We start from the raw sequence: 14,005 nt of genomic DNA, 5'->3' as shown, positions 1-14,005 counted from the left end.
CGGCACCTGACCCGAACGGCTCGGCCATCTGCCCTCCCGCAGCCCTCCGTGAGCACAACCGAGGGTCGATGATAGATGAGTATGAAAGCACGGAAAGGCCTGGCCGAGAATGGATTCGCGGACAGCTGTTGGACATCGACCGTCGAGCGACACGCAGCCGCGCGGTGTCACAGGCTGATGCGGGCGCAAGCTGGGCGAGATCGCCGTCGCCGGACCGCCACAGCAAGCGCTATCGCGTGTGATGTTGGGGTACAGCCCAACAGCACACCCGGAGACGCCGCGGAGAGCGTCAGATTGGGGTGCCTTTCGCGTCATTCCGACGCGGTCCGGCTGGGCTCCTAACCTTTTGATCCGTAGTCCAGAGTCCGGAGTGGGCGGATGATCGTGGAGTTCAGGCCGGATTTCGGAAGTCGTGGGAACCGAGTCCCTCTGTCTCGCATCTAAGTAGGTGAAAGGGGCGGACGAATCGGAGGGTCGCCCATAGGAGGGGTTCGGCGGTTCTCGTGCCGTTACGCGGGCGGGATCAGCGCACTGACGCGAGCCAAGCGATCCTGCCACCATGCGGTGCGCTCGGCGTCGGGGTGGCGATGGCTTTCCAGCAGTTCCGGTTCCGGCTCGGGTGGGGTGCGCAGGACGGGGAGGTAGCCGTCGACCGCACGCAGGGATCCCCGCGTCACGTCACCGGTGAGCAGGCTCAAAGTGCCTAGACCACAGGCGAAATCCAGTTCCGGGAGCGCGCCGGCCAGGGCCAGTTGCGCCGCGAGGCCGACACTGGTCTCCAGAGCGGAGGAGACCACGCAGGGCAGTCCGGCCGCCTCGGCTACCTGGAGGGCGCGGCGGACGCCGCCGAGCGGCGTGCACTTGAGCACGGCGATATCGGCCGCACCTGCGACCGCGACCCGCATGGGGTCCTCGGCCCGGCGGATGGATTCGTCGGCGGCGATGCGCACGTTCACCCGGCGGCGCACCGCGGCGAGTTCCTCGATGGTCCGGCACGGCTGTTCGACGTATTCCAGGCCACCCGCGGCCTTATCGATTCGCTGGATATCGCGCACGGCCGTGTCCACGTCCCAGACCGCGTTCGCGTCGACCCGGATCGCGCCGTTCGGGCCGAGAGCGTCGCGTACCGCCTCGACCCTGGCCAGGTCCTCGGCGAGCGAGTCCGGATGGTCGGCGACCTTCACCTTGGCGGTGCGGCAGCCGGATCTGGCCACGATCGCGTGCGCCTGCTCCGGGTCGACAGCGGGCACCGTGCAATTGATCGGAACGCGGTCCCGGACCGGCTCGGGCCAGCCCGTCGTCACCTGCTCCAGAGCGGTGGCCAGCCAGGCGGCGGCTTCGCGGTCGTCGTATTCGGGGAACGGACAGAACTCACCCCACCCGAGTGGCCCCCGGATCAGCATCCCTTCCCGCACCGTGATGCCACGGAAGCGGGTGCGCATCGGGATGGCGTAGACGACGTTCTGCGCTGCGGAGTCGCTCATCGCCGACCAGCTTAGGCGGCCGCCGGGGCCCATCGCGGGATTGCGCAGACGGCCTCGAGTAGTTTCCCGGAGCCGGCGAGGCGCTCGACACGGGATCGTTGGCGGCATGATCCACAACCCGCAGCCTCGGCCGCCGCACGGCGCGCCCGCATCGTCGCCCGCCGGGCAGCGGCCGGTGCGGACCTGGGACGTCGTGCTCGCCATCGTGCTGTACTGCGTCGCGGCCGTCCTCGGCTCGGCCGCCGCCTACTTCACCCTCTTCTTCGCCTTCGCCACCGATCCATGCGGGACCGACAACTGCCGCACCGACTATCTGGGCTGGGCGTTCGCGGTGTCCTGGGGTGGAACCGCGCTGGCGATCGTCGGTGTCACGGGGGTGCTCATCCTGGCCGCGGTCAAGCGCTGGTACATGTGGTATTGGCCGGTACTGGCGATAGTGCTGATCGTGCTGTCGTTCGCCGGGGGCCTCGCATTGGCTTCCCAGGTCTACACAGGCTCTTGAGATGCCCTGCGGCCGACAGCCGGTCATGCTGATCGCATGGCGCGCAAAATCCGGCAGCGAACGACCGACGCCCTGCGCGTCGCGCTGGGGACGGTCATCGTGCTCGGATTCGGCTGGCTGATGGCCTCTTTCGTGCCGCTCTACGATGTGCTCGCACGCGACGGCCGCGCCGGCCGCGGCGTCGGATACCTGCCGTGGGCGCAGGTCGTCGCCTGGGCGGGCATCGCGGCATCGGTGCTCGCGGCGATCATCTCGGTGGTCGAGAAAGTGCGCGACCGACGGCCGATCGCCTGGACCCCGCTCATCGCGGTCCCCTTGATCCTCGAATCCTGGCTGATCGGCTTCTTGATCGCAGCCGTGCTGGTCTCGTATTGAATTCGCTGTGTTTGTTTTCCAGCGCCTGCGGCGCGGGGTGTTCGCGGCCCCCTGGTGGCTCGCGTTTGCGCGACCGCCGCTTGCTCCTTCGTCGCGTACGCGGCGGCCGCCGCTGCTCCTTGGCCACGTACGCGGCGGCTGTACGAATCGACCGCTCTACGTTCCGGCCACACGGCTCGAGCCAGGCTATGCCGTTTCCGGCGCCACCGCGACTGGCCTGGCCTTGTTCCAGGAGGTGCTCCGGCCGATGTGGTTCAGGCGGGCGAGCCCACCCGTCTGCGTGTTCGCATCCAACAGCCGCGAACACGCAGCGCCGGTGGGATGTGGATCAGCCCAGTCGCTCCACGATGGTGGCGTTGGCCAGCCCGCCTGCCTCACACATGGTTTGCAGGCCGTAGCGGGCGCCACGGTCCTGCATGGCGTGCACGAGCGTGGTCATCAGGCGGGCGCCGGAGGCGCCGAGGGGGTGCCCGATGGCGATCGCGCCGCCGTTGACGTTGACCTTCGTCAGGTCTGCGCCGGTGTCGTGGGCCCAGGCCAGCACCACCGGCGAGAACGCCTCGTTGATTTCGACGAGGTCGATGTCGGACAGCTGCAGACCCGCGCGTTGCAGGACTTTCCTGGTCGCCGGGATCACCGCGGTGAGCATCAGCAACGGGTCGTCGCCTGCCACCGCGAAACTGTGCAACCGGGCGAGCGGCTTCAAACCGAGCTCCTTCGCGCGCTCGCTGGTCATGATGAGCACCGCCGCGCTGCCGTCGCTGACCTGGCTGGCGGTCGCCGCCGTGATCTCCCAGCCGATTTGCGGGAAGCGGGCGGCCATGGCGGGGTCGTAGTAGGCGGGACGCAGTGCCGCCAGCGTCTCCAGCGTGCTGCCGACCCGGATGCCCTCGTCGGTGGCGAGCCCGTTGATCGGGGCCAGCTCGCCGGCGAACAGGCCGTTCTTGGTGGCGAGCGCGGCCTTTTCGTGGCTGGCGAGCGCGAACTCGTCCAGCTGGGTGCGGGTGAGTCCCCACTTTGCCGCGATCAGCTCGGCGCTGATGCCTTGCGGCACCAGGCCCTCCGGGTAGCGCTCGGCGAAGCCGACGCCGGAGATGTCGTCCGAACCGACCAGGTTGGCGCCCATGGGAATCCGTCCCATCGACTCCACACCCGCGGCGACCACGATGTCGTAGGCGCCCGCGATCACGCCTTGCGCGGCGAAGTGGATGGCCTGCTGACTGCTCCCGCACTGCCGGTCGACGGTGGTCGCCGGGACGGATTCGGGATATCCGGCGGCCAGCGCGGCCCGCCTGGTCATGTTCGCGCCCTGCTCGCCGAATTGGGTGACGACGCCGCCGATCACGTCGTCGATGAGTGCGGGATCGATGCCGCTGCGGTCCACCACCTCGCGCAGGCTGTGGGCCAGCAGGTCCACCGCGTTGACGTTGTGCAGTGCGCCGTTCGGTTTGCCTTTGCCGATCGGGGTGCGTACCGCTTCGACAATCACCGCGTCTCTCATGGTGCTTCCTTCCGGACCGAGAGCCCGGCCACCATGCCTGGCTCTATCAACACATAGTCAGATTACCCCTGGCAATAGTTAAGGCAAGTCAGCATCGGTATGATGTCGGTCATGGCAGCAGTGATGGAAGGGCCGTTGGCCGATCTCAGCGCCTGGAAAGCCGACGAATGCTCGATCGCGAAGGCGATGGACCTCATCGGGACGCGCTCGGCGGTGCTCATCCTGCGCGAGGCGTACTACGGCACCCGGCGGTTCGACGGCTTCGCCAGCCGCGTCGGCATCACCGACGCGGCGGCCGCGGCCCAGTTGCGCAAGCTCACCGCGGCGGGCTTGCTCGCGAAACAGCCCTACCAGGAGGAAGGCAAGCGCACCAGGCACGAGTACGTGCTCACCCGGATGGGCCGCGATCTGCTACCCGCCGTGCTGGCGCTCATGCAGTGGGGCGACGCCTACCTGCAGCCGGGGGCGGCTCCGCTGCTCTTGGTCGAGGAGGCGACCGGCGCTCCGGTCCGGGTGCAGGTGCGCAGCGAATCCGGCCGCGAGATCGAACTCGAGGAACTCGGCGTGCGGCTCAACGAGGACTACGCGCGGCAACGGCGCGCACGCCGTCGATCGGACGCGACGGACTGATGCCCGCTCGCCGCGCCGCGCCGGACTTGCGCCGCCGACCGGCACCGACGCGACCGAACAAGCGATGCCACGGGGGCGGTCCGGCCGTGCATAGAGCCGCAGTCATGCGGCCCGCGCGTCGGCGCAGGGCCGAGAAACGCCTCGGTGGCGTGCTCAGTTGAGCCTGCGTCCTTCGGTGTCGAAGAAGTAGACGTGCTCGGCGTCGGTCGCCAGCCGCAGGCGAGTGCCCTTGGCGGGCGGGTTGCGCCAATCCGCCCGCGAGACGATGGTTTCCCCGGCGCCGTCGGTCCCGCCCTCGGCGATGGTGCGGCCGTAGATGTAGGCGTCGGAACCCAGTTCCTCCACCACGTCCACCTCCATCTCGATGCCGGAGCCGTTGCCCAGTTCGAAGTGTTCCGGACGGATGCCGACTGTCACCGTGTTGCCCGCCTCGTCCGCGACCGTGCGCGGCAGCGCGATCGCGTGCCCGCCCAGTTCCACCCGGCCGTCGGTGACCGGCAGCGTGAACAGGTTCATGGCAGGCGAGCCCATGAACCCCGCGACGAACACGTTGGCCGGATCGCGGTAGAGGTCGCGCGGCGTGGCGCACTGCTGCAGCAGGCCGTCCTTCAGCACGGCGACCCGATCGCCCATGGTCATCGCCTCGACCTGGTCGTGCGTGACGTACACCGTGGTGGTGCCGAGCCTGCGCTGCAACTGCGCGATCTGGGTACGGGTCTGCACGCGCAGCTTGGCGTCCAGGTTGGACAGCGGCTCGTCCATCAGGAACACCTGCGGCTGGCGCACGATCGCGCGGCCCATCGCGACGCGCTGACGCTGACCGCCGGACAGCGCCTTCGGCTTGCGATCGAGGTAGGGCTCCAGGTCGAGCAGTTTGGCCGCCTCCAGCACCCGCTGCTGCTTCTCCGCCTTGGCGACCTTGGCCAGCTTCAGCGCGAAGCCCATGTTCTCCGCGACGGTCATGTGCGGGTAGAGCGCGTAGTTCTGGAACACCATGGCGATATCGCGTTCCTTCGGCTCGGCGTGCGTCACGTCGTTGTCACCGATCAGGATGCGGCCGCCGTTGACGTCCTCGAGCCCGGCGAGCATGCGCAGCGAGGTCGACTTCCCGCAGCCCGAGGGGCCGACCAGCACGAGGAACTCGCCGTCCTCGATCTCCAGGTTCAGCCGATCGACCGCGGGTTTGACGGCGCCGGGGTAGAGCCGCGTCGCGTTGTCGAAGGTCACAGTGGCCATGACGAATTCACATCCCATCCCGGCAGGAACGTGCCGGACGATCCGAGTAAGGGTGCGGTGATCCTATCGGGGCCCTCGGCGACGGGCCACGTCAGCGTGTGCGCGCCTCGAAGAACGCGCGCGGGACGTCGACGAGCATGGTGTCGATGTGCTCCTTGGTGACGCCCCGGTCGAGCACGTAGGGGAACACGTCCTGGAACAGGTGGGTGTAGTGCCACTGCGGCAGGGCCGCCATGGCGGCGGGCTCGATCCAGTCGATGTAGCAGCTCGCGTCCTGGGAGAGCACCATCCGCTCGGCGTAGCCGCGACGCACCATCTCGATCAGCGTGTCGGCGCGGGCTTCGAAAGTGGTGTCGAGGTTGATGCCGAAGCGGTCCATACCGAGCACGAAGCCCGCGTCGGCGAGTTCTGCGAGGTGATCGCAGTCGGTGGTGTCGCCGCTGTGCCCGAGCACGATGCGACCGGGATCGACGCCTTCCTCGTCACACATCACGCGCATGACGTCGAGCCCGGCGCGCGACTCCGGATGGGTGTGCACCGTGATCGGGACGCCGGTCTCGAGATGGGCCTGGGCGACCGCCCGCATCACCCGTTCCACGCCCGTCGTGAGCCCTTGCCGGTCGATCGCGCACTTGAGCATGCCCGCCTTCACCCCGGTGCCCGCGATGCCGTCGCGGATGTCGGCGACGAACATGTCGACCATCGGGTCGGGGACCTGCGCGCCGACGATCTCGTTCAGTGCGGGCCCGCGGTAGTGGAAGAAGAACGGGACGTCGCCGTAGGTGTAGATGCCGGTGGCCACCACCAGGTTCAACGGCACCTGCTCGGCGATCCGCTGGATCCGGGGGATGTAGCGGCCCAGCCCGACCACCGTCGGGTCGACGATCGTGCGCACACCCGCGTCGTAGGCGACGCGCAGCCGCCGCACGGCGTCGGCGATACGTTCTTCTTCGGACCCCCATTCGGCCGGATAGTTCTGCTGGACGTCCCCGGTGAGCACGAAAACGTGCTCGTGCATCAGTGTCACTCCGAGATCAGCGGTATCGATCGGACCGCGCATGGTTTCCAGCATTGACACAGCGACTTCTCCTCACCTGAGCTGCGCATTTGCGGAAATGCTACGAACCGGTATGTGATCTGGGCCATAGTCGCGGGCACTGAAACTTCGTACAACTTTCGTGCGGAGCGCACGAAACGACCTCGCGGCGGTCGCGGCTCAGACCGGCCGCAGCACCGCCGGTCCGAGCCAGCGCGCGGCTTGCAAGGCCAGGTGCAGGTGCAGCGTGCGGTCGTGATCGTCGAAGACGTCGCCGACCAGTTCGAGCGCCTGCCGCACCCGGTACTGGACGGTGTTGCGGTGCACCGCAAGTTCCTCGGCGGCAGCCGCGTAGCTGCGGTTGGTGGCCAAGAAGACGCGCAGGGTTTCGCGCAGCCAGAGATTGCGCTGGTTGTCGGTGGCGAGTCCACCCAGGCAGTCGGCCACGTAGTGGCGCAGTTCCTCGATGTCGCCGCCCAGGAGCGCGACGGCCGCCACCTGGTCGTGCGACACCGCGCGCGGCGCGGCGGGACCGGAGAGCAGCACGAGTTCGCGTACCCGGTCGGCTTGGCGCAGGCTCCGGCGGAACCCCGCTACGCCCGCGCCGCATCCGCCGACCGCCACCCGCACCGGCAACGACATGGCCGACAGCGTGCGCTCGATGGCGCCGGCATCGATCGTCGTGTCCTTGGCAACGGCGAACCACAGCCGGACCTCGCGTTCGTCGGTCGGCACCAGCAGCGCCCGGCGCGGGTTGCCGAACAGCGAAACCAGCGCGGCCCGAACGGCATCGAGCACGTCCACCGCGGCCCGCGCCGAGAGGTGCGGCTCGGTCCAGGCGTTCACCGCGATGTGGCGGCCGGACAGCGGATAGCGCAGCACTTGCTCGGCCTGCCCGATGTCGTCGGCCGAGCCGTCGAGCACCCGCGCCACCCATTCCTGTCGCAGGGCGCCGCGGCTGCCCACCCACCGGTCGCGTTCCTGTTGGTAAGCCACGCCGACGTGCTCGCACACCCGATCGATGTACACGGCGCTGCGATTGACGATCCGGATGATGGCCGCCGAACTGTCGGGACCGCCCAGTTCCACGGCGTAGCGCATCGCGATGTCGAGGAACCCGGCATGCCCCACCCGATAGGCGCGAATCAGCACGGGCAGCGGGACGTCGCGCTGAGCGAGCGTGCGCGCGTACACCAAGGCACGGTCGGGCGCGTGCACGTCGTCCTCGGCGGCGTCGTTCTGCACGAAGTCCAGGGCGGACATCAGATTGTCGGTGGTGCCCGCTTCGAACAAACCCCGCAGCCGGGCGTCGGAGTCGAGCGTCACGACTTGCGCGCGCATCACCGCCGACAACTCGGCGATCAAGTCGTCGCGATCGCGCAGCATCGTCGAGACGACCGCGCGAACCACCTCGTTCTCGCCGCCGGCCACGCCGACACCTCCATCCACCGGCTCGGTTCGCGTCCCCAACGTAGCCCCTGCCGGAGGCCCGGTGCGGCTGCCTGCGGGAACTTCACCGCCCCGGTAGCCTCGGGGCGGGGCGGGGCGGACCGAGCGACGAGGAGAGTGCCCATGAGTCGTCCAGTGCGGATCGGAGTTCAGCTACAGCCGCAGCACGCGCCGGAATACCGGCTCATCCGCGACGCGGTGCTGCGCTGCGAGGACGCGGGTGTCGACATCGTTTTCAACTGGGACCACTTCTACCCGCTCACCGGTGATCCCGACGGCGCGCACTTCGAGTGCTGGACGATGCTGGGCGCGTTCGCCGAGCAGACCGAACGAGTGGAGATCGGCGCGCTGGTGACCGGCGGCGGCTATCGCAATCCGGATCTGCTGGCCGACATGGCGCGCACCGTCGACCACATCAGTGGCGGCCGGCTGATTCTCGGCATCGGCGCGGGCTGGTTCGAGAAGGACTACGACGAGTACGGCTACGACTTCGGCACCGCGGGCAGCAGGCTGGAGCTGCTGAAGGAGACCCTGGCCCGGATCAGCGCCCGGTTGCCGAAGCTCAACCCGCGACCGACCCGCGATCTGCCGATTCTCATCGGCGGCGGTGGCGAGAAGAAGACCCTGCGGCTGGTCGCGCAGTACGCCGACATGTGGCACACCTTCGCCGACCTGGACGTGCTCGCGCACAAGAACAAAGTGCTCGCCGAGCACTGCGCCGCCGTCGGCACCGATCAGGCGCGCATCGAGCGCTCGGTGCAGTGGCCGGGTCTGGAGAAGGCGCCTGCCTTCGTCGATGCGGGCGTGACGACCTTCACCATCGGGGCCAGCGGGCCCGACTACGACCTGAGCGAGGTCGCGAAGGCCGTGCGATGGCGTGACGAGATCAATCCGGAACCGGTCAGCGGACTGGCCTGAACCGGATTGCCTGCCGGCTGATCCGCTGGGTCCCGCAATTCGGATCACGATGATCGAAAATTTGGACCGCCGGGCGCACATGGTTTCCGAGGTCACCGCCTCGGGGTAGCTGTGGAATAGCAGATTTCCACGGCTAGGGTTGTCCGTCATGGCTGTTCTGCCCGCTGTGCGATCTCGTGCGTTGATCGCCGTGATATTGCTTGCCGTCGGTCTCAGCGCGACGGCGTGTGGTTCCGGCTCCGACGAGGCGGTCACCGAGCGCAACCTCTGCGCACCGCCCGGCCTGGCCGCGGCCTCCGCCGCGCCCACCAACCTGGCCTCCTCGGCCGCGGCGGGCAGCGACCGCTACACCACCGCGGCCACCGTGCCGCTGACCTCGATCGACGTCTCGAAACTCGGTTTGATCACGCCGGGCAAACTCAGCGTCGGCACGCTGTCGGACGCGCCGCCGAGCATCTGCGTCGACCGGCAGGGCACGTTCACCGGCTTCGACAACGAACTGCTGAAGGCGATCGGCGCCAAGCTCGGCCTCCAAGTGGAATTCTCCGGCACCGAGTTCGCCGGGCTGCTCGCCCAGGTGTCCGGTGGCCGTTTCGACGTGGGTTCGTCCAACATCACCACCACGGACGCGCGCCGCCAGCTGGTCGGCTTCACCAACGGCTACGACTTCGGCTACTTCTCCCTCGTGGTGCCGACCGGTAGCGCGATCGAAGGATTCGCCGATTTGAACCGGAACACACGGATCGCGGTGGTGCAGGGCACCGTGCAGGACGAATTCGTGGTGAACCAACTGCGGTTGGACCCGGTGAAGTTCCCGGACTACAACACCGCCTACGCCAACCTGAAGTCCGGTCAGGTGGACGCCTGGGTCGCCCCCTCCGCCCAAGCCGAGGGCGCGATCAAGCCCGGTGACGGAACGTCGGTGTCGCAGAACACCTTCAGTCTGGACAATTTCGTCGGCTACGCGGTCGCCAAGAACAACCAGCCGCTGATCGACGCGCTGAACAGCGGCCTGGACGCGGTGATCGCCGATGGCACCTACGCCAAGCTGTACACCGAATGGGTGCCCCGCCAGCTGCCGCCGGGCTGGAAGCCCGGCTCGAAGGCCGCCCCCGCGCCACAGCTGCCGGACTTCGCCGCGCTCGCCGCGGGCAAGCAGAAGGACGAAACAGCGCAGAACACGCCGAAATCCACGGTGCAGCAGTTGAAGGACACGTTCTTCGACTGGTCGCTGTACCGCAAGGCATTTCCCGACCTATTCAAGACCGGCCTGCCCAATACGCTGATCCTGGCGGTGGTCTCGGGTGCGCTCGGCACCGTCCTCGGCATGCTCCTCGCGGTCGCCGGAATATCGCGTACTCGCTGGTTGCGCTGGCCCGCGCGGGTGTACACCGACATCTTCCGCGGTCTGCCCGCCGTGGTCATCATCCTGCTGATCGGTCTCGGCGTCGGCCCGGTGGTGCGCAATCTCACCGGCAACAACCCCTACTGGCTCGGCGCGGTGGCGCTGGCGCTGCTCGCCTCGGCCTACATCGGCGAGATCTTCCGCTCCGGCATCCAGTCGGTCGAGACCGGGCAGCTGGAAGCGGCGCGCGCCATCGGTTTCGGCTACCGCCAGGCGATGACGCTGGTGGTGATCCCACAGGGCGTGCGCCGAGTGCTCCCGGCTTTGATGAACCAGTTCATCGCGCTCATCAAGGATTCCTCGCTGATCTACTTCCTCGGCCTGCTCGCCACCCAGCGCGAGCTGTTCGCCGTCGGCCGCGATCTCAACGCGCAGACCGGGAATCTCTCGCCGCTGGTGGCCGCAGGCCTGGTCTACCTGATCCTGACCATCCCGCTCACCCACTTGGTGAACTACATCGACCGCCGGATGCGCACCGGCCGACCCGACCGGCCGATCGACCAGGTGGAGGCGGCCACGATCACGGAAGGGCGCGGATAGATGAGTGCCTCCCTCACCGGTACCGGACTGCATCTGACGTTGGGGCACAACCACGTGCTGCGCGGGATCGACATCCACGTCGACGCGGGCAAGACCGCCACCGTCATCGGGCCGTCCGGGTCGGGTAAGTCGACCCTGCTGCGGGTGCTGAACCGGCTCTACGAGCCCGATCAGGGCGACGTGCTGCTGGACGGCAAGTCCGTGCTCACCGAGAACCCGGACCGGTTGCGCCAGCGCATCGGCATGGTGTTCCAGCAGTTCAATCTGTTCCCGCACAAGACGGTCGCGGAGAATGTCGCGCTGGGTCCGCGCAAGCTGCGCGGCCTGTCCAAGGACGAGGCGCGGGCGCTGGCCGTCGAACAGTTGGAGATCGTCGGCCTGGCCGACAAAGCGGACGCGCGTCCGGCCAACCTGTCCGGCGGGCAACAGCAGCGCGTCGCCATCGCGCGGGCGCTGGCCATGCGGCCGGAGATCATGTTCTTCGACGAGGCCACCTCGGCGCTGGACCCCGAGCTGGTGAAGGGCGTGCTCGCGCTGATGACCGACCTCGCCTCCGGCGGCATGTCGATGGTCGTGGTGACCCACGAGATGGGCTTCGCCCGCACGGTGTCCGACAGCGTGGTGTTCATGGACCGCGGGCAGGTCGTGGAGACCGGTACGCCCGACGCCTTGTTCGACGACGCGCAGACGCCGCGTTTGCAGAGGTTCCTCGCCCAGGTGCTCTGAGCCCACAGCACACTCGAGGAAATTTCGATTGATGCGCATCTGCTAATGTATTTGTCATCACGATTCCAGCTATCCGCATCAGGAAAGAGGGAAATTCGATGACCACAGCACACGCGCAGCACACCGGCCACGACCATGTCCACGGCCCGGACTGCGGGCACACGGCGTTCCAGCACGGCGATCACATCGACTACGCCCACGATGGTCATCTGCATCGCGAACACCAGGGTCACTACGACGAGTGCGAGCATTCCGAGCACACCGAATGCCGCGACCATCCGCATCAGCACGGTCCCAACTGCGGCCACGAGTCCGTCCAGCACGGGGACCACGTCGACTACGTGCACGACGGCCACCGCCACGCGCCGCACGACGGCCACTTCGACGAGCACTGAGTCGCGTCGGTATCGGGTTCTAGAGTCGGGCGGGTGATCGACGAACTCGAGCTTCGCACCGCGGCGGGAACCTTCGACGTACTGGCCGCCGGTGCTCCCGGTGACCGGGAGGTGCTGCTGCTGCACGGGTTTCCGCAGGGAGCGCGCGAGTGGGAGTTTCAGCTCGGTGTGCTCGGCGGAGGCGGGTGCCACGTCGTCGCGCCGGACCAGCGCGGGTATTCCCCGGGTGTACGGCCCGAACGTGCGGCCGATTACCGGATCGAAGAGCTGGCCGGCGATGTGATCGCCGTGGCCGACGCGCTGGGGTGGGACCGCTTCGACTTGATCGGCCACGACTGCGGCGCGCTGGTCGGGTGGACGGTCGCGGCGGAACTGCCACAGCGGATCCGCACCTTCGCCGCAGTGTCGCATCCGCATCCCGCCGCACTCCAGCAGGCGACGGCCGAGGACGAGGACCAAGCGCAGCGCTCGCGCCACCTGATCGAGCTGCGCCGGCCACGGACCGCGGAGCGGGCCCTGCTGGCCGACGATTGCGCCGCATTGCGCCGGATCTTCGAGTGGAAGATCCCGGAGGAACGCGTCGATGAGTACGTGCGCAGGCTGGCGCAGCCGGGCGCGCTCACCGCGGCGCTGAACTGGTATCGCGCCATGGATCTCGCGGGTCCGACCGGTCCGGCGTGCGTGCCCACCTTGTACGTCTGGGGCACCGAGGACGTGACCGTCGGCCCCACGGCGGCGCTGGCCACCGGGAAATACGTGTCCGGCCCGTACCGGTTCGAGATGCTCGAGGACGTCTCGCACTGGGTTCCCGAGGAGGCGCCCGAGGCGCTGACCCGGCTGCTGATCCAGCACCTGCTCGCCCATCGGGACTGAATGCGCTGGTGCGCCGCCGATCCCGGCGTTTCCCGGACAGGACTGCGACCAGAGGGAAGGCTGAGGCTCGTGCACCGAGGCCGAGGGAGGTGAACCGTGGACGTCCAGGAAGTCAACCGGCGAACCATCGCGCAATTCCGCGCGGGCGGCGCGATCGACGGCATGCAACGCGACCGCTTGATCCTGCTGACCACGACCGGCCGCAGAACCGGCGTCTCGTACACCACCCCGCTGATGTACCACCGCGACGGCGATCGGCTGTTGATCGTCGCCTCCAATATCGGCGCGCCGAAACATCCCGACTGGTACCTGAACTTGCGCGCGGACCCGCGCGTCACCGTCGAGGTGGGCGGCGAGGGCTATCCGGCGCGGGCCACCCCGCTGACCGGCGACGACCGTGCCCGCACCTGGGCGATGCTGAAGAGCACCTATCCGTTCTTCGCCGAACACGAGATGCAGACTTCCCGGATCATCCCGGTGGTCGCGCTGACCCGGGCGTGACGACCCCCGCGCGTCGCCCTGCCGGTGGCTAGCGGCTCGCGTGCGTGTCGGAGCGAGCGCAGGCAGTCGCGTCCACTCGCCGATCCGCGACCAGGTCGAGCAGAACGGTCAAGTTGTCCGGGTCGGCAGGGTCGACGACCCCTTCCGGTAGGGCCAGTTCGGTGAGCCGTTGTCCCCGGTGCAAGGCGGCGGGGCGCAACGGCGGCGCGTCGTCGGGTTGTCCGAGGATGGTGGCGATGTTTCCGTCGTTGTCGTAGACGGCGTAGTAGCGCATTGTGATGGGCTCCTCAGAGGCCGGTCGAGGCGGTCATCCGACTGGTTTGACTACGTCTCCTGCTCGCGAATCGTGATGGCTGAGGCGTTCGAGCTTATCCACACGTTCGATGCTGAGTGTCGGTTTGCGCATCAGTAGCGTTACCCGTTTCCAATTCGTT

Annotated in this window: 15 protein-coding genes; 9 read left to right on the top strand and 6 right to left on the bottom strand. The window is 68.1% G+C overall.

All coding sequences use genetic code 11. From position 1 onward, the window contains the following. Nucleotides 1-509 precede the first annotated feature (509 nt). On the bottom strand, nt 510-1,484 hold the full coding sequence (locus GVY64_RS25840) for an o-succinylbenzoate synthase (protein ID WP_159846530.1): 975 nt from the start codon (nt 1,482-1,484) through the stop codon (nt 510-512). 106 nt (nt 1,485-1,590) lie between these two features. Here GVY64_RS25840 and GVY64_RS25835 point away from each other — a divergent pair, with 106 nt between their 5' ends. After that, nucleotides 1,591-1,986 carry a hypothetical protein gene (locus GVY64_RS25835; RefSeq protein WP_159846527.1) on the top strand — a complete coding sequence of 132 codons (396 nt, stop codon included), beginning with the start codon at nt 1,591-1,593 and terminating at the stop codon, nt 1,984-1,986. 36 nt (nt 1,987-2,022) lie between these two features. Continuing rightward, nucleotides 2,023-2,361 carry a hypothetical protein gene (locus GVY64_RS25830; protein WP_159846524.1) on the top strand — a complete coding sequence of 113 codons (339 nt, stop codon included), beginning with the start codon at nt 2,023-2,025 and terminating at the stop codon, nt 2,359-2,361. A 328-nt stretch (nt 2,362-2,689) separates the two neighbouring features. Here the strand turns inward: GVY64_RS25830 and GVY64_RS25825 are convergent, their stop codons facing one another. Continuing rightward, nucleotides 2,690-3,862: a thiolase family protein gene (locus GVY64_RS25825; protein ID WP_159846521.1), complete on the bottom strand. Its 1,173-nt coding sequence runs from the start codon at nt 3,860-3,862 to the stop codon at nt 2,690-2,692. A 99-nt stretch (nt 3,863-3,961) separates the two neighbouring features. Between GVY64_RS25825 and GVY64_RS25820 the strand changes: the two genes are divergently transcribed. Continuing rightward, nucleotides 3,962-4,492, top strand: coding sequence for a winged helix-turn-helix transcriptional regulator (locus GVY64_RS25820; RefSeq protein ID WP_159846518.1), 531 nt, complete (start codon nt 3,962-3,964; stop codon nt 4,490-4,492). A 153-nt stretch (nt 4,493-4,645) separates the two neighbouring features. Here the strand turns inward: GVY64_RS25820 and GVY64_RS25815 are convergent, their stop codons facing one another. The 3 genes from GVY64_RS25815 to GVY64_RS25805 form a co-directional block, all read right to left on the bottom strand. After that, a complete protein-coding gene (locus GVY64_RS25815) occupies nt 4,646-5,728 on the bottom strand; it encodes an ABC transporter ATP-binding protein (protein ID WP_159846515.1) in 1,083 nt (360 codons plus the stop codon). Between the two features lie 91 nt (nt 5,729-5,819). Continuing rightward, nucleotides 5,820-6,800 (bottom strand): phosphotriesterase family protein, encoded by a 981-nt coding sequence (locus GVY64_RS25810; RefSeq protein WP_442939631.1) that lies wholly within the window; start codon nt 6,798-6,800, stop codon nt 5,820-5,822. 144 nt (nt 6,801-6,944) lie between these two features. Further along, complete coding sequence (locus GVY64_RS25805) at nt 6,945-8,195, bottom strand: PucR family transcriptional regulator (protein ID WP_159846509.1); 1,251 nt, start codon at nt 8,193-8,195, stop codon at nt 6,945-6,947. Between the two features lie 141 nt (nt 8,196-8,336). Between GVY64_RS25805 and GVY64_RS25800 the strand changes: the two genes are divergently transcribed. The 6 genes from GVY64_RS25800 to GVY64_RS25775 all read left to right on the top strand — a co-directional run bounded on the left by GVY64_RS25800 (nt 8,337) and on the right by GVY64_RS25775 (nt 13,571). Continuing rightward, complete coding sequence (locus GVY64_RS25800; RefSeq protein ID WP_159846506.1) at nt 8,337-9,131, top strand: LLM class F420-dependent oxidoreductase; 795 nt, start codon at nt 8,337-8,339, stop codon at nt 9,129-9,131. Between the two features lie 148 nt (nt 9,132-9,279). Further along, on the top strand, nt 9,280-11,076 hold the full coding sequence (locus tag GVY64_RS25795) for an ABC transporter substrate-binding protein/permease (RefSeq protein WP_159846503.1): 1,797 nt from the start codon (nt 9,280-9,282) through the stop codon (nt 11,074-11,076). Beyond that, nucleotides 11,077-11,802, top strand: a complete 726-nt coding sequence (locus tag GVY64_RS25790; protein ID WP_159846500.1) for an amino acid ABC transporter ATP-binding protein — start codon at nt 11,077-11,079, stop codon at nt 11,800-11,802. Between the two features lie 98 nt (nt 11,803-11,900). Further along, nucleotides 11,901-12,197: a hypothetical protein gene (locus GVY64_RS25785; RefSeq protein WP_159846497.1), complete on the top strand. Its 297-nt coding sequence runs from the start codon at nt 11,901-11,903 to the stop codon at nt 12,195-12,197. 33 nt (nt 12,198-12,230) lie between these two features. Beyond that, complete coding sequence (locus GVY64_RS25780) at nt 12,231-13,070, top strand: alpha/beta fold hydrolase (RefSeq protein WP_159846494.1); 840 nt, start codon at nt 12,231-12,233, stop codon at nt 13,068-13,070. A gap of 96 nt (nt 13,071-13,166) precedes the next feature. Continuing rightward, complete coding sequence (locus tag GVY64_RS25775) at nt 13,167-13,571, top strand: nitroreductase family deazaflavin-dependent oxidoreductase (RefSeq protein WP_201298146.1); 405 nt, start codon at nt 13,167-13,169, stop codon at nt 13,569-13,571. Between the two features lie 28 nt (nt 13,572-13,599). Here the strand turns inward: GVY64_RS25775 and GVY64_RS25770 are convergent, their stop codons facing one another. Then, nucleotides 13,600-13,845: a hypothetical protein gene (locus tag GVY64_RS25770; protein WP_159846491.1), complete on the bottom strand. Its 246-nt coding sequence runs from the start codon at nt 13,843-13,845 to the stop codon at nt 13,600-13,602. Nucleotides 13,846-14,005: the final 160 nt, after the last annotated feature.

It is taken from the genome of Nocardia sp. CY41 (assembly GCF_009829325.1).
In the GTDB taxonomy this organism is placed as follows: domain Bacteria; phylum Actinomycetota; class Actinomycetes; order Mycobacteriales; family Mycobacteriaceae; genus Nocardia.
Note: the sequence above shows the minus strand (reverse complement) of the source record. Positions and strands in the feature narration are given on the sequence as shown.

Bases quoted from the DNA above. Each gene is read 5' to 3' on its own strand.
- GVY64_RS25840 (WP_159846530.1), bottom strand. From the start codon at position 1,484: ATGAGCGACTCCGCAGCGCAGAACGTCGTCTACGCCATCCCGATGCGC.
- GVY64_RS25835 (WP_159846527.1), top strand. From the start codon at position 1,591: ATGATCCACAACCCGCAGCCTCGGCCGCCGCACGGCGCGCCCGCATCG.
- GVY64_RS25830 (WP_159846524.1), top strand. From the start codon at position 2,023: ATGGCGCGCAAAATCCGGCAGCGAACGACCGACGCCCTGCGCGTCGCG.
- GVY64_RS25825 (WP_159846521.1), bottom strand. From the start codon at position 3,862: ATGAGAGACGCGGTGATTGTCGAAGCGGTACGCACCCCGATCGGCAAA.
- GVY64_RS25820 (WP_159846518.1), top strand. From the start codon at position 3,962: ATGATGTCGGTCATGGCAGCAGTGATGGAAGGGCCGTTGGCCGATCTC.
- GVY64_RS25815 (WP_159846515.1), bottom strand. From the start codon at position 5,728: ATGGCCACTGTGACCTTCGACAACGCGACGCGGCTCTACCCCGGCGCC.
- GVY64_RS25810 (WP_442939631.1), bottom strand. From the start codon at position 6,800: ATGCTGGAAACCATGCGCGGTCCGATCGATACCGCTGATCTCGGAGTG.
- GVY64_RS25800 (WP_159846506.1), top strand. From the start codon at position 8,337: ATGAGTCGTCCAGTGCGGATCGGAGTTCAGCTACAGCCGCAGCACGCG.
- GVY64_RS25795 (WP_159846503.1), top strand. From the start codon at position 9,280: ATGGCTGTTCTGCCCGCTGTGCGATCTCGTGCGTTGATCGCCGTGATA.
- GVY64_RS25790 (WP_159846500.1), top strand. From the start codon at position 11,077: ATGAGTGCCTCCCTCACCGGTACCGGACTGCATCTGACGTTGGGGCAC.
- GVY64_RS25785 (WP_159846497.1), top strand. From the start codon at position 11,901: ATGACCACAGCACACGCGCAGCACACCGGCCACGACCATGTCCACGGC.
- GVY64_RS25770 (WP_159846491.1), bottom strand. From the start codon at position 13,845: ATGCGCTACTACGCCGTCTACGACAACGACGGAAACATCGCCACCATC.